Source organism: Devosia sp. Root635, from assembly GCF_001427605.1.
Classification (GTDB): Bacteria; Pseudomonadota; Alphaproteobacteria; order Rhizobiales; family Devosiaceae; genus Devosia.
This window is the reverse complement of record NZ_LMGZ01000004.1, coordinates 74,242-92,606: the sequence shown is the minus strand read 5'-3', so window position 1 is coordinate 92,606 and position 18,365 is coordinate 74,242. Positions and strand designations below refer to the sequence as shown.

The window sequence follows — 18,365 nt, the reverse complement described above, 5'->3', positions numbered from 1 at the left end:
GGCGCCAGGTCAGGGCAGTACGTCGAAGGGCATGGCGAAGACCCACTCGCCGTCCGGCGCGCCCTCGTAGAGTTCGGTCCATACCGTCTGGTCGAACAGCCACTTGCGATAGAGCACCAGTTTCTGCCGCAAGACGTCGAGTATGCCGCGACGCACCATGGCGCTTTCGCCCCAGCGGCGGGAATCGATGGCCAGGATGGGGCTGCGATAGGGCAGCCGCTCCAGATATTCCAGCGCGCCGCCGATCGTGCCGGCATCGGCCGCGAGCAGGTTGTCGGGGTTTTGCGCCATGGTTGCGATCACGCCCTGAAGCTGGTCGAAGAAAGCCGTCGCGTCGTCCTGTTCGCGGGTACTCTCGCCAATGCGCACGATGTTCTCGGTCAGCTCGGCCATGGTGGCCAGTTCGTTCTTGGTGATCAGCAGGCGTGGCTTGATGGTCAGAGCGCGCGGATCCTCGATGGCCCGCTCGGAAACCCAGCCATCGAACACGGCCGGCGCGCGCGTCCCTTCACGGGCGCCGAGATAGGCAAGCCGCATGGCCCGTCCGAGTTCGACAAGGTCGTCGCCGGTTTCTTCCTCGCTCAGCACGGACTCTTCTCCGAGCGCAGCGCGAACATGATCCGTCAGCGCCGTGACCAACAGGGTCACGGTCTGCTCGAAGGCGTCTTCGGAGCCGTTCTCAATGGGGTAGTAATATTGCCCGTCGTCGAAACGCGACAACTGACGATACTGCTCGGCCGCATATTCGTGATTGGCCTGCCCGCCATCGGCGGTCTTGAGGTGAAGGGTCATGACCACGATGCCCTTCTCCCTCGCCATGCTCTGCAGTTCGGCGGCGCCGATCCGGGAGCGGGTGAGCGGGTCGTTGACATCGTTGGGGCCGGCATCGGTCACCAGAATGATGTAGCGACCATCGAAGGGATCGGCACTTCCGGACAGCCACTGATCGATCTCGATAGCGTCCTCGACGCCAGCGAGGCTGTCCTCGTTGAAGCCCGGAGAACTGGCCTCCGCCACCTGGGTCGCTTCCTGTACCGCCGCAAGTACCGGCGTCTGGTCGTCACGGCGTGCCAGTTCGACGATCACCTTGGTTCGGTATTCGAGCCCAGGCACTGCTTCAACGCTGTCGCGGAAGCCGATGGCGCCAAAATTGATGCGGTCGCCCACATCCGTGCCGCGCACGTCGTTGATGATCTGCTCGAGGGCGTCGCGGGTGCGACCGATGTAAGGCCCCATCGAACGCGTGGTGTCGAGAACGAAGACCACGCCAGCATCGAATTCGCCGGTCGTAGCGGGCTCTTCCGGCATGGGCAGTTCTTCGTGCAACGCGGCCGACGCGACGTGCATAATCAGATTGTCGTCATAGTTGAGCGGATGGACATCCTCGACATAGTCGAGGATGGGCATGATGTAGAGTTCGTCCTGGATATTGACGAAATTTTCGGGCTCGGCCGCCACCACATTATCTTCCGGCGCGATGAGTCCGCTGGCCGCCTTTTCGATCAGCGCGTCCTGCATCGGGCGCAGGGCCTCGCTTTCCATCAGCGCCCGCAGCGCCTCCTCGGTACGGAAAAGGAACTGCCGCTTGCGATTGGCCGGGTTGGTGAAGGCAGCGACGATATTCTGGTTCCACTCGATGACCTGAGTATTGTCGACCCAGCCCACCGGCGCCGCCGATGCAGAGTGGCCCACCTGGGACCAGCCATCCTGTCGCATAAAGACATAGAGCGGTTGAAAGGCAGGAAGCGCCTCGCCTTCCTCCTCACCCGGCTCATCGCGGAGCGTCGCGCCCGGCCGGGTCAGCACGCGCTGATAAAGCGTCTGTGTACCCTCTATCAGAAGGGGCCGCTCCTGCGCCACCACCCCGGCCGCCCCCGGAATGAGCGCCATCGCCAGCGAAATCGCCGTGGCATTGGTGAAGCGACGAAACGTCTTTGGCATGGTGATCATGACGGGCAATGCTCCTCAAGGGCGTTCTGCGCCAGCGTGTCGCTCATCTGTTCCAACCGTCCGCAGACGACCAGGAGCGCTTCATTCGCCTCGGTCGAACCAGCAGTTGCGGCTCGGGCATAATATTCGGCAGCCTGCGCCGGGCTGTCGGAAAAGGTGAGGCCAATGTCATCTTCTATGCCATCCACCTCTGAACGGCCGTCGTAGAGCTGGCCGAAGATATAGAGGGCCGAAGCATCCTCCTCGGCGGCCGCTCTTTCGATCAGGGACAGGGCCATGTCCGGCGTCACCGCGCTGCCGCAGGAAATGACGGTTTCAAGCGCGCCGGCAAAGGGCTGCCCGGCAAGCGCCCGCAGCGATTCGGAAGCACAATTGTCCATCGCGACCGGTTCCGGCGGCGGCACAACAGCCGCTTCGGGGGCGGATGGTTGCTCGGTCGCCGGCTCCGCCGGGACCAGCTCTTCTTCAATCGGCGCAGTCTCGGCAGCCGCTTCCTCTGCTGGCCGCGGCTGCAGCAGGAAGAACCAGACCGCGATGGCCGCCGCTGCCAGGATCAAGAACAGGAGCAGCAGCCAGGGCCAGACCCGCCGCTTTTTGGGTGCCTCGATGGGTGTTTCGGCCTGGACCAGGTCGATTTCCTCGCCCTCTCCACCGCCTTGGGCGACGTCCTCCTCGACCGCCTCATCATGCAGCGGACGTTCTTCCGGCAGGGATTCGTCGTAAACCACCACACGCTGGCGCGGTGCGGCGCCGGGCTTGCCCTCGACGGCGCGGATACCGCCGATCATGGCGGCACCCGGCCGGTCCTGGATGGTATCGGGCCAGTTGACCGTCGCGGCCAAGGTGCCGATCTGCAGGCGCAGTACGGCATATTCTTCGATGTGATTGACGATTTCCGGCCCGATCACGATGGCCGATCCGCCGCCGGAGCGCTCGACCGGATAGGGGCCGAATTCAATCCTGGCCGATTGCCAGCCATGCTGGCCAAGGAAGCGTTCGCTGAAGGTGTTGAAGACAGCCACCCAGGCCTCTTCGCCGGGAATATCGCCTTCGAGGACGGCATAGCCGCCGGATGGTCGCTTCGGATCGGGCTTGACGGTCAGGTTCACGGGCGGGGCTCCTCGCCGTCCAGACCCCTTATGATCTTGCCGATGCGCAGGTTCTGCTCGATGTTGATCTTGCCGTTGCCGGTATCGCGGGCGTTCGCCTCGAACATGGCATCGAGCGCAAAGACCCAGTCGGTCCAGAACTCTTCTGCGGCGGGGCGGCCGAGGGCCGGCAGATCGTCCGCGGTCTCGGAATGGTGGCGTGGTTCGAACACGATGCGGGCGCTTCCATCTGGCAGGGGTACGGACGGCTTGTCCTTGTCCACCATGGATTCCGTACCAAGGGCAGTGACAAATTTGTTGATCCGTTCGGCGCAGACGATCGATGCGGGCTCGGCCTGCTTGTCTACCGTCAGACCGAAATTCATCGCACGAAGCTGGTCCTGGATGGCGTCCACCACGCCGCTGCGGCGAACTGCGTGGGACAGTTCCGCGCTGGCATTGGCGACGCTCTCTTCGGTCAGGCCAAAGCTGCGCAACGTATCCACATCGTCGCGAAAGCGCTTCAGGCCCTCGATCCATACCTCGACCGAGGTTTCCGCCTGAAAGGCCTCGAGCGTCATGGTCCGGATTTCCGGCGTGACGGCGGTGTCGACTGGAACGCTGTCCGCAACGGCCGGCGCCGGCGCCGCGCCGGGCCTGAGCAGCCCTGCCCCCGGCCTGGCCAGCGCTGCAGGTGCGCCGGGCGAAGCGCCCGGAACCGGCGCAGCCACGGCAGCCGAAACCGCCCGACTGATGCGCACCGAACTCGGCACGCGGGCAATCCGGTCGCGCAGCGTATCCTGATCGACCATGAGGGCGCTGAGGAAGGCGCCGAACCGGTGGCGCCGGAAAGCCGCCTCGAGGCCATCGATCAATTCCCCGGCCGCCTTTCGCTTCTCCTGGATACGTTGTTCGATGTCGTCCGAGATGTGGAAACGGCCAATTTCGCCGCGCACGTCGTTAACCAACCGGTCGAGCTGGGCGGTGATCTGCTTGATCTTGCTGTCCGGCTTGCAGACCTTGGTCAGTTGCTCGATGAGGTAGCCAACGCCGCCGTCGTTGGTCTTGAGCGCAGCTTCCCACGCGATGTCGGGGTTGGAAAAATGCCTCTGGACATTGGGCGCGACCAGGCAGCCGGCCTTTAGCTCTGCAATACGCTCCGCCTTTTCGGGCTTGATGCCAAGCTCCTGCATATCGGCGTCATAGTCGATCAGGCCCTCGACGAAATAGTTCGGATTGCGCAGCCAGTAGCAGTTCTGGAACGGCTTTCCCGGCGACCATTCCTTGACCCAGGCGTCGGTACCGCGGCCGAACTTTTCAAGCAGCGAGGCCTTCACCCGGCGATCGAACCGCAATTCCTCCTCCCCGCCCGAGGCGGAGTCGCCGAGGTGCTTGTCGAACTTGGTCATGACGAAGAACAGAATGCAGTTGGTCTGCGCGCGCTGAGCAGGTGTCGTGCCGTGCGTCAGGGCAATCCAGTTGTCGACCAGGCCAGGCAAATCCAGCGTTTCCATGTTGCTGTCCGGCACGCAGAGCAGCATCGAGGTGATTTCCTGGTTTTCCACATAGCGGTCGAAGAGATAGGCCACCTTGCCGCGCAACAGCAGTTCGGGGAGCTTGTCCGGCTTTGAAAGCGTTACCTTAAGCGGCTGCTCGAAACGATTGCGAGCGCCGGGGAAATCGAGAAGGTCAGTCTCCGCGAAAATGTCCGATGGCTGGTCTACCATCGGCATGACCAGTTCGGCCGCCAGCGCACAGACCACGGCGCGCGGCAGACTCGCCGTCATGCCCGATGGCAACCGCAGGGCGAGCAAATCTCCCCCGCCATCGCCGTTCAAACCGTGCAGCGTCTTGACATCGATAATAGAGGACTCGCGCGGCGTCAGTGCGTCGAGGCCCACATGTACCATCTCCGCATTCTGGATTTTGCCCAGTGCCTCGGCCAGTTGGACATAGAGCCCTGTCAGTTCCTTGTGGCCGCCCCAGAGGATTTCGTAAAAGGCCGCACGGTCCCGCACCGACAGGCCCGGCGCAATGCTTGCCGCCTCGTCCCAGAAGGGCCGCAGGGATGCGGAAAAGGCCGTGCGCCCGAAAGTGCCGTTGACGTATTCGGCGATCTCCAGCACTTCCTCGAAGCTCATGCCGGGCACGTCGGCGCCGCATTTACCCCGGAACGTGTCGAGGTGCTGCGTGATTTCGGCAGGCTCGGGCGGCACTTCGGACTGGTCGCCGTCCATGTAGAAGCTGTTGATAAGGGTGCGGGCGACATCCGCTTCGCTCAGGAGCACCAGCTTGATCGGGAACCCTTCGGGACACGGTTCCCTGGTCATGGTGAAGCGCGTCACCAGACCGGTGGATTCGCCTTCGCCTACCGGATTGATTTCGCTGATATAGTCCATGCGGCCACCCGGCCCAGGGAAGTCGGACACCAGCCGGCCGCCTGCCGGGCGCGCCAGAACCGAGACGAGGAAGGACTTGCCGGCCTGGCTGGGGCCAAACACGCTGACGCTCATCTTGGTGCGGGCCGACCTGGCCAGTTTCTGCGCCCTTCGCGTGCTCTTGCGCAGCATCCGCACCAGCGACTTGCGCTGCAGGCCGACAAGCTCGGCATTGTCTTCGTCGACAATCCATTCGACCGCGGACTTCGCCAGTTCGGCCACGTCGACGCAGCGGTTTGCCAGTTGTTCCTGAGTGGTCATCTTGTCACCTAGTATTGGAATACGCCTGCATCGATCCAGTAGTCATCGTCAAAGCCCAGCGTGTGCAGCGCCAGGCTGACGTCGGTCTTCTTCATGGGATCGCCCACCCCGTCTTCTACGTCGGTAATGACAAAGGCTTCGCGCAGGGCCTCGCGGCGAAGTTTTTCCTCGCTCGAGTCATTGGCATCGCCATCGTCGAAGTCGGAGCGCTCGAACGTCACCTTGATCGGTGTCGGGCGCCGTTGTGCCGCGGCATTGGCGAAGTCGAGCCGATAGAGCGGCGTGGTCGTCCAGCGTTCCAACGGCAATTGCCGTGAACCGATGTGAATGGGCGAGAACATGCTGATGGTCTTGGAGGTGGCGCCACCGGACTTCTGGTCGAGGTTGACGTCCGCGAACATCACCCGCTCGTCGAGAATCTGGCCGCTCGTGTCCATCTCTCCGACATAGCGGGCGGTGGACGCCATCTGGAATGCGGACGTACTCACCTTGAAGTTGGGAATGCGGTTTTCCGAGAGCGCGATCAGCATGCCGCCGACCGCGACGGTGCTCTTGGGATCGCCGATACGCTGGCTGACCGGATCGCGGAAGGGATACCAGCGGCCGGTGCGGTAACGATGCATCGAGATCAGCCGCTGCGGCGGGATGACGAGCATTTCTTCAAGAATCGCCCGAACCGCGGGTAGCCTGGACGGCCGGCCGGTGAGCAGCAGGATATCGACGCCGAGATGGTCGAGCACCTCGGCCATGTTGCCCAGGACCTTCTGAAAGACTTCGCGGGCGATAGCGTCGACATCCTCGCGTGATATCGGCAGCACCACATCCGCCAGGCGCCAGTCGGAGGCCCCCACTTCGCGGGCCGCGCCTTCGATATAGTTGAGGACTTGTTCGGGAATGGGATCGCCCGCCCCGCTGCCGCGCGCGGCTGTCCCCTCGCCGGGTGCAAGGCCGAGGCTCGACCCCACATAGAGATCGAAACGCTCGAATTCGGTGGCATTCTCGCTGTGACCGAGTACGGCCACGGCCAGCGGCATCAGCACGCGTAGCGAAAACTGCCGGCGCTTCTGCACCAGTTGCTGGTCCCGCCCGCCAATATCGCCGCCGAAGAGGTCGCGCATCTTCTCAGCCACGAAGCGGCCTCCGGCCGCCTGGATGGACTCCTGCAGTCGCGGGAGAATGATAGAGCCGATGACGCGCTGCACGAGATCGTCGCCAGCCACCCGGAACCCCTCGCGAAATGTCTGCTGCGGATGCAGCACACGATTGGCCTCGCCCCAATAGGTGGTGACCATCAGGTCCGTGGTGCCGCCGCCGATATCGATGCAGGCGAGCCTGAGGCTCGGGGCCGGCTCGCTGGCGCCGGGACGAAGCCTCGGCTGCCCCTTGAGCGTCAGGAAGGAATCGATGCGGCCATCGAATTTCTGCGTCAACTCGCTGTACAGATAGACAAGCTGGGTGCAGCTCGCTTCGTCCCACTGCACGATCAGTTCGGGGCGCTGCGAAATAGTGGTTTCGGTTTCGTCCGCACCCAGCACTGCCCAGACGAGACGCAGCGCGCCCTCGGCGCGGGACCGCATAATGGCCTGTTCCTGCGCGGTGGTGGCCGTCGGCAGGGTCAGGATGATGCGGTTGAGTCGCCGTGGCAGGTCCGACTGCGCCCGGCGGGCGCGGGAAGCCGGATCGTTGACCTGCACCAGGGCGTGGGAAAACAGCTCCGCCAACATGAAGCCAAAGAGCGATGAGCGTGAGAAGCGCGGCCGTATCGCGCGATTGACCGAGATGCGCCCGCGTGCCCGGAGGCGCCGGTCCTCCTCGTGGCGCACCTGCTCGATCACGTCACCGGCCTCGTTGAGATGGCGCATGGCGGCGCGCACGCTCTTGGGCAGGTTGTTGGGGTCGAAATGATTGTGAAAGCGCCAGTCCTGCTGCCGCACGTCGCTGTCCCAGAGGTAGCGCTTCGGCGAGGACAGGCCCGAGGCCGTTTCGGTCCCCTCCTCGCCCTGCACCAGGCGCAGGGCCTCGGGTCCAACGCGAACGAAGCCCGGCCACATAAACGCCGTGCGCCGCCCCGACCGGCTCGAATAGCGGTCATCGCCGAACTTCTGCTCGGCAAATTCCACGCGACTTTCGAAGAGGCCCGAATAGTGCAGCTCGGGCCGCGACAGGTCGCGGATTTCCAGTGGGAACGACCGTACGAGATCGACACGGGATTCGCTGGGGAACCGCTCGATCAGGATGCCACAGGTGCGGCTGTTGCCGACATCGAGCACCAGATCGACATCGACCGGCGTCGTCGCGTCGCGCTTTGTGATGGTGTTGACGAAGCGCATGCGCGGAGGCTTCACCGCGCCTTCCACGAGCTTGAGATAGGCCAGATAGCGCGCCCAATGCTCGAAGAGATGCTTGAGCGTGCTTTCGGAAACCTGCTTGCCGGGATTGGCATTGCGCATGAAGGCCAGGAAAATTTCCTTCAGCCAGTCCGAAACCCAGTGCTGCAGGTCGAGCACGTTTCCGTCCACGTCCCGCTCCAGCCGGCGCAGGAACCAATCCATATGGGCCGGATTGGCCACCAGCCGGAAATCGCGAGGCTCCTCGGCATCCGCCCGCTCCGGCGCCACATAGTGGCGCTCCTGCGCCTCCGCGATCAGCGTTGTATCGATGGCGAGCTGAACGCGGTGCGTGTGACCGGTTTCCGGATCGGGCGTTTCGAGTTCCACCGTGCGCATGCGCGCCCAGCTCGACGGGCCTGGATCATAACGCTCCTCGCCCGCCGCGCCGCGCTCGCTCTTGAGCCGCAGCACCGGCACGGGCACCCATTTTTCGAGGAAGGGCTCAAGCGCGGCCTCCGGCCGAATCGAATAGAGATCGTCGTCGAAGCGACCGGCCGCCTCGATTTCCGCATCGACCTCCTTGTCGCCCGAGAGCGGGATGAGAATACGTTCCTTGCTCGCCTCGTCGGCTTCCGCGCTGGCCGTATCCGCGCCAAGCACCCGTTCGATAAACCCGGCAGGGCGTGTCGGCAGGTCGTCGAAACGAAAGCCGAAATCGAAAATCTGGATCCCCGAGAACGGGACCAGCGTGACCTCGTCGCGCCAGGATACCAGCGGGCGGAGTTGGGTCTTGTTGAGCGTCATTCTTGCCCCCTGCGGGTATAGGTCATCGTCCAGTCTTCGTTCGAGGGCGTCACCTGCCCCTGATAGGTCTCATAGTGGTCGCCGTCCTGGATGGTCAGGCGGAAGCCATGGACCGGCCCGGTATTGCGCTGGGCATAGAGATTGACGCGCACCTGGTAGGCGCCGGGCGCCGGCTGAGAAAAGTAGATATTCTCTATCGGGTCGGCGCGTGGGTCGCTCGCATTGCTGTCGACATCGAGCGAGCCACCACAGGCATTGCGCTCGCGATAGGACACGGTCTGCCCGGCCGGACAGGTCACCATCAGGTCGACATCGGCCATATCGTCCCAGGCGAGCGTGAAGGTCAGTTCCCCGCGCGTCGCCCCGCTATTCTCCATGCGCTCTTCCAGTTCCTCGTCGACAGGCGGCGCCACGGGCGCTGGTTCCGCAACGGGGGCCGGCAGAGGCTCGGGCGGCTGGCAGGCCCGATCGGCATCTGCCAACTGCCGCTCGAGCGCGGCAATCTGGTTTTCGAGTTCGCCCGTCTCCGCCGCGACGCTCGATACTGTCGCCACCGGCGGACAGAAATTGAGGCCGAAGGGAAGCGCCAGCCCACAAGGGCGGACCAGCAGCAGGATGATCGTCGCAATGAGAATGGCCAGCAGCAGCCAGCCGAGCCCGATCAGCAACCAAAGCCAACCCCATCCACGGCGATCCGGCGGCGCTTCGGTCACCGTTGCGCCGACCGCGTGGGGCGGCAACGCCGCGACGGCCGGGCCGTCACGGCCGGCCGCAACCGGCATGGCGGCGAGGCGGGGGTCTACACCGCTCAGCACGCCGCGTACCGCGCGTTGTTCGTCGCTGGTCCAGGCCCAGTTCACCAGCACCGGCTGCAGACCGTCTGCGGCCTGCACGATATAGACATGCTCATCGCCCGGCACGCGCACGGCGTTTTCCAGCGCCTCGCCAAGCCGCACATCGTCGAGGCTGCGCATGGCCTTGAGCCTAGCCGCCTCCCGCAGGATGTCTCCGACGAGAGAGTCGAGGAGAAGACGCGCCTCGGCCTGTTGCGCTGCGTCCAGGCGCAACATCGGCTCGGCCTTGCCCGAAACCGGCGCATACCAGTCGTACTGGTCCCCGTGCACGGTCGGCACGGCTTCGCCGAAGAGATTGGCATGTTTCGAGCCGAGCCGATCGCGGACCGCGTCCGTGATCAATTCGTAGGAACGTTGTTCCTTCTGGCCCAGCGCGCGGAGCCCCTCGGACGAACTGGTAACGAGAAATGCCTCGAACATCGTGCCGGTCCTACGAGCCCGATGGGCTGTTCAGCCCGAAATTGGGAATGCCGCCCTGCGCCGCTTCCGGCGCGGCCGGAGCCGCGTCCTCCGCTGGGGCCGCCTGAGCGTCGGCCTCGGCGGGCGCTGTCGCAGCGGCATCGTCCGGCTCGCTCGCCGGCGCTGCCGGACGCAGCAGGCGCGGTTCGCAGGCGTGGGTCTCAACCACGGGCGCGGCCCCAGTATCACCGAGAAAGGCGACGAGATCGCGAATGCTAAGCGCGAAGTTGAGGTTGCGCAGATCGCCCTGCCGCACAAAAGTATTCACCCCCACAACGCGACCGCACATGTCGATCAGCGGCCCGCCCGAATTGCCCCGCGAAATCGGCGCGGAATGGACGACGGCATGGGTATAGTCCGTCAGCGACTGCTCGGCATTGATGGTGCCATCGGTCACCGTCAGATCCGGAACGGCCCCCGAATTGCCTTCGCGCAGCGACTGGAAGGCGTTGTCCGTTTCAAGCACGTCCCCCGGATAGCCTGCCGCAACCACGCTTTGCAGCTTGAGCGAGCTGTCGGCATCGAGCAGGCCGAAGTATGAGCTCTGGACACCGGGCACGCGCAGCAGCGCAAAGTCGGCGCCCACCGCCTCAAACGGTCCCGCCGCCTTGACGAGTTGTGCCGGATGCAGCCGGCCGAGGGCACGGTTGGTCACGAACAGACCACCCTCGGCGGCGCTCTCAACCACATGGTGATTGGTGACGACCAGGTCCGGCGCAATGAAGAAGCCCGAGCCGGTGCCGAGGGAATCGGCGCCATCGGCAATGACCATGACCGTGCGGCTTTCAATCATCTCGAGCAGCGAGACATCTCCGGTCTCGCCCGCATCACCGGCCCCGTCGGTGGTCGGGGCGCTCTGCGGCACCTGAACCCGACCCGGATCGGGCGGCAGTATCGGCGTTGCGCTGGCGGGCGCCGCCATGCCTGGGGCGTCGGCGGGATTAACCGGATCCAGCGGCAGCAGGCCGTCTACCGTCATGCCATCGGGCAGCACCAGCGTACCGTCGGCGCGGCACATGGCTCCGTCGCGCGCGTCCCGCAGGTCGGCAAGGCGTTCACGCAGGGCGTCGTTTACGCTACGCGCCAGCCCGGCGGCGGCCTCGGTCTCGATCGCTCGGTCGGCATCATAGGCCGGAAAGATGCGGCTGTTTGGCAGCAGCAGCCAGATCAGCAGGCCAGCGCTGATGAGCAGCAAGATGAGCAAGGGCAGCCAGGCGATTATCGGCACGCCGCGCCGGGGTTCGGTCTGCTCGCGTACCACGGTCGGCGCCACGCTGGCGACAGGCGCCGCGGCGGCAATAACGGCAGCCGGAGGCGGCGCGACGGGCGCCGTCTGCGGCGCGGGCGTCTCGGGTGCGGCCGACTTCGGCTCGGCGCCACCCACGAGGTCGATGCGCGCCCGGCGTTCGGCTTCGTTCAGCGGCGGGGCTGCGGACAGCGGCAGGTAGCGGCCGAGCGTCGCGCCGAACTGGGCGGTGCGGCTCTCCTGGTCCAGCCCGCCACCTTCGGGCAGCATGCCCCAGTTGATGATCACCGGCCGGCCATCGACCACCCAGATATCGCCCCTGGGCGAATTGGCCAGATGCAGTGCCGCCGCCATCAGCGCGCCGTCTTCCGGATCAGCCAGGAGGCCGCGCATGGCACGCAGCTCGCTGCTCAGAATGGCGTCGATCCTGGCGCGATCCTGCTCTTCCAGCTCCGAGAGCAGCCGGCCTTCGCCCGGCATGTCGGTATACCAGCTGATGCTTGGCTCGGCGATATCATTGCCGCGACTGACCAGCGGCTCGGCAAAGAGCGATGCGGCGCTTTCCGAAACCCGGCTGCGGAGCAGGGACTTGAGGGCCGCATGGCTATCGAGCGCCAGCCCACTCGCAAATGGCAGGCACTGTGCGAGATTGACTTGTGATTTGGTCAGGAAGTGATCGGCCAATTCTAGAGTTCCCCCCGTGCCGAGCGGCGCAGCCGCACGGTCGAATGACGTCCAAGCTCAGGCTGTTGGACATTGCAGATGGCACGCCCGTCGACACCGAGGGAGCACTGCAGATCGCGCTGATAGATATACGAGTCGTTGGAGCAACTGAGATTGCCGGGCTCGCGGATGCTAAGCGCTCCACTGCCGTCGAACGCACCGGAAACGGCGCCCTCGCAGGCCGTGCCATCGGTTGCCGCCATGCGTTCCCGGCCACTGCCGGACGCATCGAAGCACATGTTCCACTGCGTGAAATGGGTCAGGGCCCCGGTCGAGACATTTTCCACCCGCAGATCGGAATCGAGTTCCCAGCACCCATCGAGCAACCCCACATCGCCCGTTTCCCAGGCCTCGGCGTCGATTGGCGCATCTTCAACCGGCCCGGTGGCGACGACCGGAGGGGCCAACTGGGCGACGTCGAATTCCGCCTCGCATTGCATACCGCCGAGATTGCGCTCGAGCAGGAATATCTCGCGTTGCAACGCCTGGTTTTCGTCCGTCAGCGCAGCCAGCACGTCTTCAGCTTCCGTCTGAGCCGGGTCGGCACACAGCGTCAGCCACGGAAGCTGAAACGGCGCCCTGATGGCGCAAGCCTCGAGTGTCAGGTAGCCAATAGCCGCTATCAAAACAACGAGGGCTAATGAACCGACCAGAATTAGCCCTCTCAACATCAACAACTCACGCAATTAAAGGGATATCTTCGTCAAATTCGAATATTGCATAATGCGTTTTTTTCCGGGGCGGTCAACGAATTGCGCCGGTCGCCCGCTTACAGATTTTGTCATTTATACGGCGATAATTAACATGTGATGTTCTTTGCTGCGGTCGCATGGATTGCGTTTTGCCCAATTGCCTGAGCGAGCCGCGGAAAAATCGGGGGAACGAACATCAATGAGTGCGAGCGAGCGAAATGCCGACCCCACGGTCGCGCCAACCAGAACGGTGGGGCTTATTGGGACCGCGACGGCCGTTCTGATGTCCAGCCTGTCGGCTCATCACATTCAGTCCCGCATTCTCCCGCAGGATCTCTCGGCCGTCGACGTCGCCGGTATAGACGTGCTCGTACTGCTCGACGGCGACGGGAAACGGGACGCCTTCGAGAATGCGCTTGCCAAAGCGGCGCGTCTCGGCCCACCGGTCCTCGCCCAGTTCAGGCTGGAAGCCGGCACACCCTACCGGCTGCGCCGTGAAGCCCTGCTCAAGGCGGGGGCGAGCGATGTCATTCAGGCCGATGTCGATATATCCGACTTCGTTACCCGCATTCGCGGCCTTTGCCTTCTCAACCAGGCGCCCCGCATCCTTGTTGTCGACGACGACGAGGGGATTGCCCGATGGGCCACCGACGAACTGGCGACCGCGGGCTTCGAGGCCCGCGCCGTCCACACGCTTGCCCAGGCGCGCGCGGCCTTTGAAGGCGGGCCGGTGGATGCGCTGGTCGTCGACAGGCAGTTACCCGATGGCGATGGACTGAGCTTCATCCAGCAATTGCGGAGCCTCAACATCTATACCCCCGCTTTGCTCTACACAGCGATGGACACCACCTCCGATCGCGTCGATGGCCTCGATCGCGGCGGCGCCGACGACTATCTCTGCAAGCCGGTCCATGCCGATGAGCTGCGCGCGCGCGTCAGGGTGCTGCTGCGCCCCCGCCAAACCGACGACCTGCTCATCTTCGGGCCCCTCGAATTGTCGCGGCGCAACCGGCTGGTGCGCTGGCGCGGCGACCGCATCGATATGCGTCCGCGTGAAACGGACCTGCTGATCTACCTGGCGGAACGGGCCGGCCTGTGGATTCCGCAGCAGATGCTGCTGCTCGACGTGTGGGAAAAAATCCACATGGAGGCCGGCGCCAATCCGATTTCCGCCACCAAGCACCGGCTCAGGGTCGGTCTCCGGGACTTTCTGGAGGCGCGTGGCGAAACCTTGCCCGAATGTATCGAGACCTTGGGCAACAGCTATCGATTTGTGGCCGAGCCGCTGTTGCAGTTGCGAGATGCCGCCGCATGAGCCCTTTCATCAGGGGCCTGTTTCCGCAAGCCCTGCAGCGTATTTCGGGCGGCGCCCTGCTCCTGACCCTCATGGCGGCTGCAGCCCTTTCCGCACTCGCCCTTTCCGCATCGATACTGAGCGCCAGTGCCCGGACCGACGCGGACCAGATGCACCGCATCGGCGAGCGCCTGCAGGAAGAACTGCGAGATGGCGGCCTTTCGGGCCTTTCGCAAATGCTGGTCGATGTCGAGAAGGCAGCCTTTCTTGGCGACGAGCCGGTGGAGGTGGCCGTGTGGCGCCTGCGGCCGGGCGGCAGCCAATTGCATCGCGCCACGTCACCCGCCTTTGTCGAGGCGTCCGCCACGCTCGGACCAGGCAGCACGGCCACGCTGGAGGCAGCCGGGCGCATTCTGCGCGTTGAAGCGCTCGATATTCGCACGGCCTCCCGCGACTGGCCCGTGCCCATGGCCGATGTCGCCGTCGCCTTCGGCGTTCCCGCACCCAGCCAGGCCGTGCGAACGGCCTGGACGACCATTGGGGCGGTCTGGACAGGGCTCGGGGTCACGCTGGCCATCGGCCTGCTGCTGCATGCCAACCATACGCGGCGCTATCGCGATGGCCTCATCGAGATCAATGCCATCCTGGAGAGTTTTTCCGCCGGCAATACCGCCGTGCGCCTGCCCAATGCACCACCTGCTCCGGAACTGCGGGCACTGGCCCATCATGTGAACGCCGTCCTGCCACGCATCGACGAGTTGATCACCGGCCTGCGCTATCTCTCGGCCCACATGGCCCATGAGATGAAGACGCCGCTCCAGCGCATCCGCGGCGAATTATCCCGCCTGCTCGCCAGCTCCGATGCCGCGGGCCGGGACACCCATGCGCTGGCCATCGAGACCACCATCGACGATGCCAATGGCAGGCTCCACAGCCTGATGCAGCTCTTTCGCCTGGAATCCCTGGCGCCGATTGCCCTGACCGATCGTATCGATCTCGGCTGCCTGACCGAATATGCCGTCGACGACATCATCGATGCCCTCGAGCGCAACGGCCGAACCGTCGTGCTGGACATTGCCCGCGATGTGCAGGTCACCGGCAATCGCGCCCTGGTTGAGGTGCTGGTGTCGAATCTGCTGGGAAATGCCAACAAATATGCCGTGGACAATGCCGAGATAAGAGTGACCGTCAGGGCGGAGGGGGACAGCTTCATGCTCAGCGTTGCCAATACGGGGTCGAGTTTTGCCCCCGACGTGGTCGAGCACGCCTTCGAGCTTTTTTCCCGCGGCTCGGCCACCAGCACGCTGCCCGGCGTGGGTATCGGCCTCAGCCTGGTCAAGGCCATATCGCAGCGCCACGGCTTTCGCGCACGCATCACGCCATCTGCCAGCATGGCCGAGGTGATCATCCAGGGGCCGCTCAGCGGTCGAGCGACGACGGAGGCACGCTCATGACTCGTATTCTGGCCCTCTTGGTATGCCTGCTGTCTGTTGCGAGCCCGCCGGCGCTCGCTCAACCTGTCGAGGCGCGCCATGCCCTCGACGCCACCCTGACGCTGGCCGAGCTTGGCCTGCGTGATGGCGATGCCCTGTTGCTGGCCGGCGCGGCACGGGCCCTTGCCGTGGCTCCGCTTGCCGTCGTTCCGCCACCGTCCGTGCGCTCTGAACTGCCGCTACACGCGAAAGACCTGTTCGATGAGCTGGTGGTTGCGGCGCGCCTTGCGGCCCGGGGCGAGAGAGGCATCCTCGACCTTCTCGACGGCCTGCCCGAGGATGCCGCCGCCGAAACCCTTCGCCTGCCTCTTGCCGGTGACGAAAAGTCACTGTCTTTCGAGCGGCAGGCGACACAGGCCGGGTCGCTAACCCTGCGTGCCCTCGGGCGCGGTACGCTCTCGGCGCGGCTGACCGATGCGAATGGCGCGGTGATCTGTGAGGCACCGGCCGGTCGCGACAGCCTGACCTGCGCACTGCCGGCCGAACCGGGGGCTTTGACACTGACATTCAGCACCAACAGGAGCGACCGTGAAGCCCTGCTGGTCTTTTTCTAGCTGCCTGCGACTCGGCGGTCCTGCTCTGGCGGCGCTGTGCCTGACGGCCAGCGCAGAAGCGGCAACGTCTCGTGCATTGGTGATCGGCGCCTCCGCTTATGACGATGCAGCAGTGCCGGCGCTGGAGGGGGCGGGCAATGACGCCAACCTGCTCTATGCAACGCTTAGCCAGCGCTGGACGACGAGCGACAATATCCGGGTCCTCGCCAATGGCGCGGCACTGGAGAGGCTGCCCTTCGTGGCGGCCGCTCCCACACGCGCAGCCATTCTTTCGGCCCTGGCGGACCTGGCGGAGCAATCCCGACCGGGAGATCGCGTGTTGATCGCCATGTCCGGGCACGGCGCGCAATTGCCCATCAACGACCCGGAGAACCACCCCGAGGAACCTGACGGACTGGACGAAATATTCCTGCCGGTCGACGTCGCCCTGGACCGCAGCGAGGGCGGCCTGACGATCCGCAACCACATCACCGACGATGAAATGGCGGTGGCTATCGGCGCAATCCTGGCCCAGGGCGCCTCGGTATGGCTGGTCGTGGATGCCTGCCATTCCGGCACATTCGAACGCGGCACCGTGGTACAGGGGCAACCACGCTTTCTCGATCTGCGCAGCGTCGGCCCCGTTGTCGACGGCAACGCCTCCGCACCTCGCGCCGAGGACGCCAGCTTGCCCGCCGACGGCTATATGGACATTCCGGTGCCACCCGGCAGTGGCGGCACCTTTGTCGGCTTCTACGCCTCCCAGCCGGGACAGAAGACCATCGAGCTGCCCTTCCCCGCCGGTGCCGGCGAACCGGACCGCGTATACGGCGTCCTCAGCTACAGCCTGGCGCATGCCATGGCCGACGCGGACAGCGCCAGCTTCGCCGACCTCGCCCGTTCGGTGAGCCGTGTCTACTGGAGTCTCGGCGGCGGCCTGCCGGATCCGATGTTCGTCGGCAATCTCGGCGCGCGTGCGATGGAGGAGTCGCCGCAGAGCCGCCGTTTCGCGGTGGCGTGGACAGCCAGCAATCAACTCTCCGTTCTGGGGGGTGCACTCTCCGGCCTTGAGCACGGCAGCGCCGTTGCAGTGCATCTGGGCGACGACGCCGAGCCATTGTTCCATGCCGAAGTCACCGAACTCGGCCTCGATCGCGCCGAAATCGAAGTGGTCGCCGGCGATCCGCTTCGCCCGGACCGAAGCGCAGAACTCATGGCAATAGAGGGTCTGGATCCGCAGCGCCATCGGGCGCTCTGGCTGGCCGACCGCGCACCGGCCCTCTGGGCCGAAGCGGCGTCTCCGCCCCTGCGTGCGGCTCCCCTGCGCATCTCCATGGCAGGGGACGTCGACAGCGGGGCCCTGCTCGCGACCGACGCTGTGACGCTGGTTTCGTCCGGCGAACCGGCCGACCTTCGGCTGATGTCGGCGGCTGGCGAAATTGTCGCTACGCCCGAGCCTGGGACCGATCTGCCCACCATACCGCTGTCCGTGTCGGTCGACGCCATCGCGCCGGTTGTCGACAGGCTGGTGCGCGGCCGCGCCGTCTTTCGACTCGCGCGCCTGTTCTCTGCAACCGAAATCGGCTCCGATCTTTCCGCCTCGGTTACGCTGGCGGATGCCGGGGGCCCATCGTGCGGTGCGGCAAATGGGGATAGTCGCGCGTCAGCGCCCGGCCGCACGACCATCCGGCCTTGCGACCAGGTCTTTGTCACCCTCACCAATAGCGGCCCGACCCCGCTCGATATTTCGCCCTTCTACCTCGATCCCACCGGGGCGCTCTACTATCTCACCGGCTATCCCGACGGCCGCTTTTTCGGCCTACGGCTGCCGGCCGGCGGCAGCGCAGACTTCACCTATGTCGAGACCGGCCTCCCCGAGGAGGCGCGCGCCAGTGCGGGCAACATGTATCTGCTGATGCTTGCCGTGCCGGCATCGGAAGGCAATGCCTACCCCGTGGATTTCCGCTTTCTCGAAGCTGCGGCCCCGCTCACCGGCAACCAGCGTGCAGCGCCTGGCGACGATTTCGGCGCACTCCTGGCCGCAGCCGCGTATGAGACCGGCACCACGCGATCGGTTCCCGACGCCATCGCCGGCGGCGCCCTCGTCATTCCCCTGCGGGTGGCTCAACCATGAAACGGCGCAGAACTTGCTGCACCCAATATGGCCCGTTACCCTTTCGTTGTGTTGTAGGGGGATCAT

Annotated in this window: 11 protein-coding genes; 4 read left to right on the top strand and 7 right to left on the bottom strand. The window is 64.9% G+C overall.

What is annotated here, in order from left to right:
* Positions 1-9: 9 nt before the first annotated feature.
* The 7 genes from ASD80_RS03565 to ASD80_RS03535 are packed head-to-tail and all read right to left on the bottom strand — an operon-like array spanning position 10 to position 12,839.
* Positions 10-1,950, bottom strand: a complete 1,941-nt coding sequence (locus ASD80_RS03565) for a vWA domain-containing protein (RefSeq protein WP_200950213.1) — start codon at positions 1,948-1,950, stop codon at positions 10-12.
* Complete coding sequence (locus ASD80_RS03560; RefSeq protein ID WP_056229089.1) at positions 1,947-3,059, bottom strand: hypothetical protein; 1,113 nt, start codon at positions 3,057-3,059, stop codon at positions 1,947-1,949. Before ASD80_RS03560 ends, ASD80_RS03565 begins: the two co-directional genes overlap by 4 nt.
* Positions 3,056-5,737, bottom strand: a complete 2,682-nt coding sequence (locus ASD80_RS03555) for a virulence factor SrfC family protein (RefSeq protein ID WP_056229085.1) — start codon at positions 5,735-5,737, stop codon at positions 3,056-3,058. Before ASD80_RS03555 ends, ASD80_RS03560 begins: the two co-directional genes overlap by 4 nt.
* Before the next feature lie 8 nt (positions 5,738-5,745).
* The gene (locus tag ASD80_RS03550; RefSeq protein ID WP_056229082.1) at positions 5,746-8,871 is read right to left on the bottom strand and encodes a virulence factor SrfB; all 3,126 of its coding nucleotides are present in this window, start codon (positions 8,869-8,871) and stop codon (positions 5,746-5,748) included.
* A complete protein-coding gene (locus ASD80_RS03545) occupies positions 8,868-10,145 on the bottom strand; it encodes a hypothetical protein (RefSeq protein WP_056229079.1) in 1,278 nt (425 codons plus the stop codon). The genes ASD80_RS03550 and ASD80_RS03545 overlap by 4 nt, the downstream gene beginning before the upstream one ends.
* 10 nt (positions 10,146-10,155) lie before the next feature.
* On the bottom strand, positions 10,156-12,114 hold the full coding sequence (locus ASD80_RS03540; protein ID WP_056229077.1) for a trypsin-like peptidase domain-containing protein: 1,959 nt from the start codon (positions 12,112-12,114) through the stop codon (positions 10,156-10,158).
* A gap of 2 nt (positions 12,115-12,116) precedes the next feature.
* Positions 12,117-12,839, bottom strand: coding sequence for a hypothetical protein (locus ASD80_RS03535; RefSeq protein WP_156460313.1), 723 nt, complete (start codon positions 12,837-12,839; stop codon positions 12,117-12,119).
* A gap of 289 nt (positions 12,840-13,128) precedes the next feature.
* Between ASD80_RS03535 and ASD80_RS03530 the strand changes: the two genes are divergently transcribed.
* The 4 genes from ASD80_RS03530 to ASD80_RS03515 are packed head-to-tail and all read left to right on the top strand — an operon-like array spanning position 13,129 to position 18,299.
* Positions 13,129-14,160 carry a response regulator transcription factor gene (locus ASD80_RS03530; RefSeq protein WP_056229071.1) on the top strand — a complete coding sequence of 344 codons (1,032 nt, stop codon included), beginning with the start codon at positions 13,129-13,131 and terminating at the stop codon, positions 14,158-14,160.
* Positions 14,157-15,593 carry a sensor histidine kinase gene (locus ASD80_RS03525; protein WP_056229068.1) on the top strand — a complete coding sequence of 479 codons (1,437 nt, stop codon included), beginning with the start codon at positions 14,157-14,159 and terminating at the stop codon, positions 15,591-15,593. The genes ASD80_RS03530 and ASD80_RS03525 overlap by 4 nt, the downstream gene beginning before the upstream one ends.
* A complete protein-coding gene (locus ASD80_RS03520) occupies positions 15,590-16,186 on the top strand; it encodes a hypothetical protein (RefSeq protein WP_156460312.1) in 597 nt (198 codons plus the stop codon). The genes ASD80_RS03525 and ASD80_RS03520 overlap by 4 nt, the downstream gene beginning before the upstream one ends.
* Complete coding sequence (locus tag ASD80_RS03515; protein WP_082555027.1) at positions 16,161-18,299, top strand: caspase family protein; 2,139 nt, start codon at positions 16,161-16,163, stop codon at positions 18,297-18,299. The genes ASD80_RS03520 and ASD80_RS03515 overlap by 26 nt, the downstream gene beginning before the upstream one ends.
* Positions 18,300-18,365 lie beyond the last annotated feature (66 nt).

Excerpts from the sequence above, each read along its gene's own strand:
- ASD80_RS03565 (WP_200950213.1), bottom strand. The coding sequence starts at position 1,950 with ATGATCACCATGCCAAAGACGTTTCGTCGCTTCACCAATGCCACGGCG.
- ASD80_RS03555 (WP_056229085.1), bottom strand. The coding sequence starts at position 5,737 with ATGACCACTCAGGAACAACTGGCAAACCGCTGCGTCGACGTGGCCGAA.
- ASD80_RS03550 (WP_056229082.1), bottom strand. The coding sequence starts at position 8,871 with ATGACGCTCAACAAGACCCAACTCCGCCCGCTGGTATCCTGGCGCGAC.
- ASD80_RS03545 (WP_056229079.1), bottom strand. The coding sequence starts at position 10,145 with ATGTTCGAGGCATTTCTCGTTACCAGTTCGTCCGAGGGGCTCCGCGCG.
- ASD80_RS03530 (WP_056229071.1), top strand. The coding sequence starts at position 13,129 with ATGTCCAGCCTGTCGGCTCATCACATTCAGTCCCGCATTCTCCCGCAG.
- ASD80_RS03525 (WP_056229068.1), top strand. The coding sequence starts at position 14,157 with ATGAGCCCTTTCATCAGGGGCCTGTTTCCGCAAGCCCTGCAGCGTATT.
- ASD80_RS03520 (WP_156460312.1), top strand. The coding sequence starts at position 15,590 with ATGACTCGTATTCTGGCCCTCTTGGTATGCCTGCTGTCTGTTGCGAGC.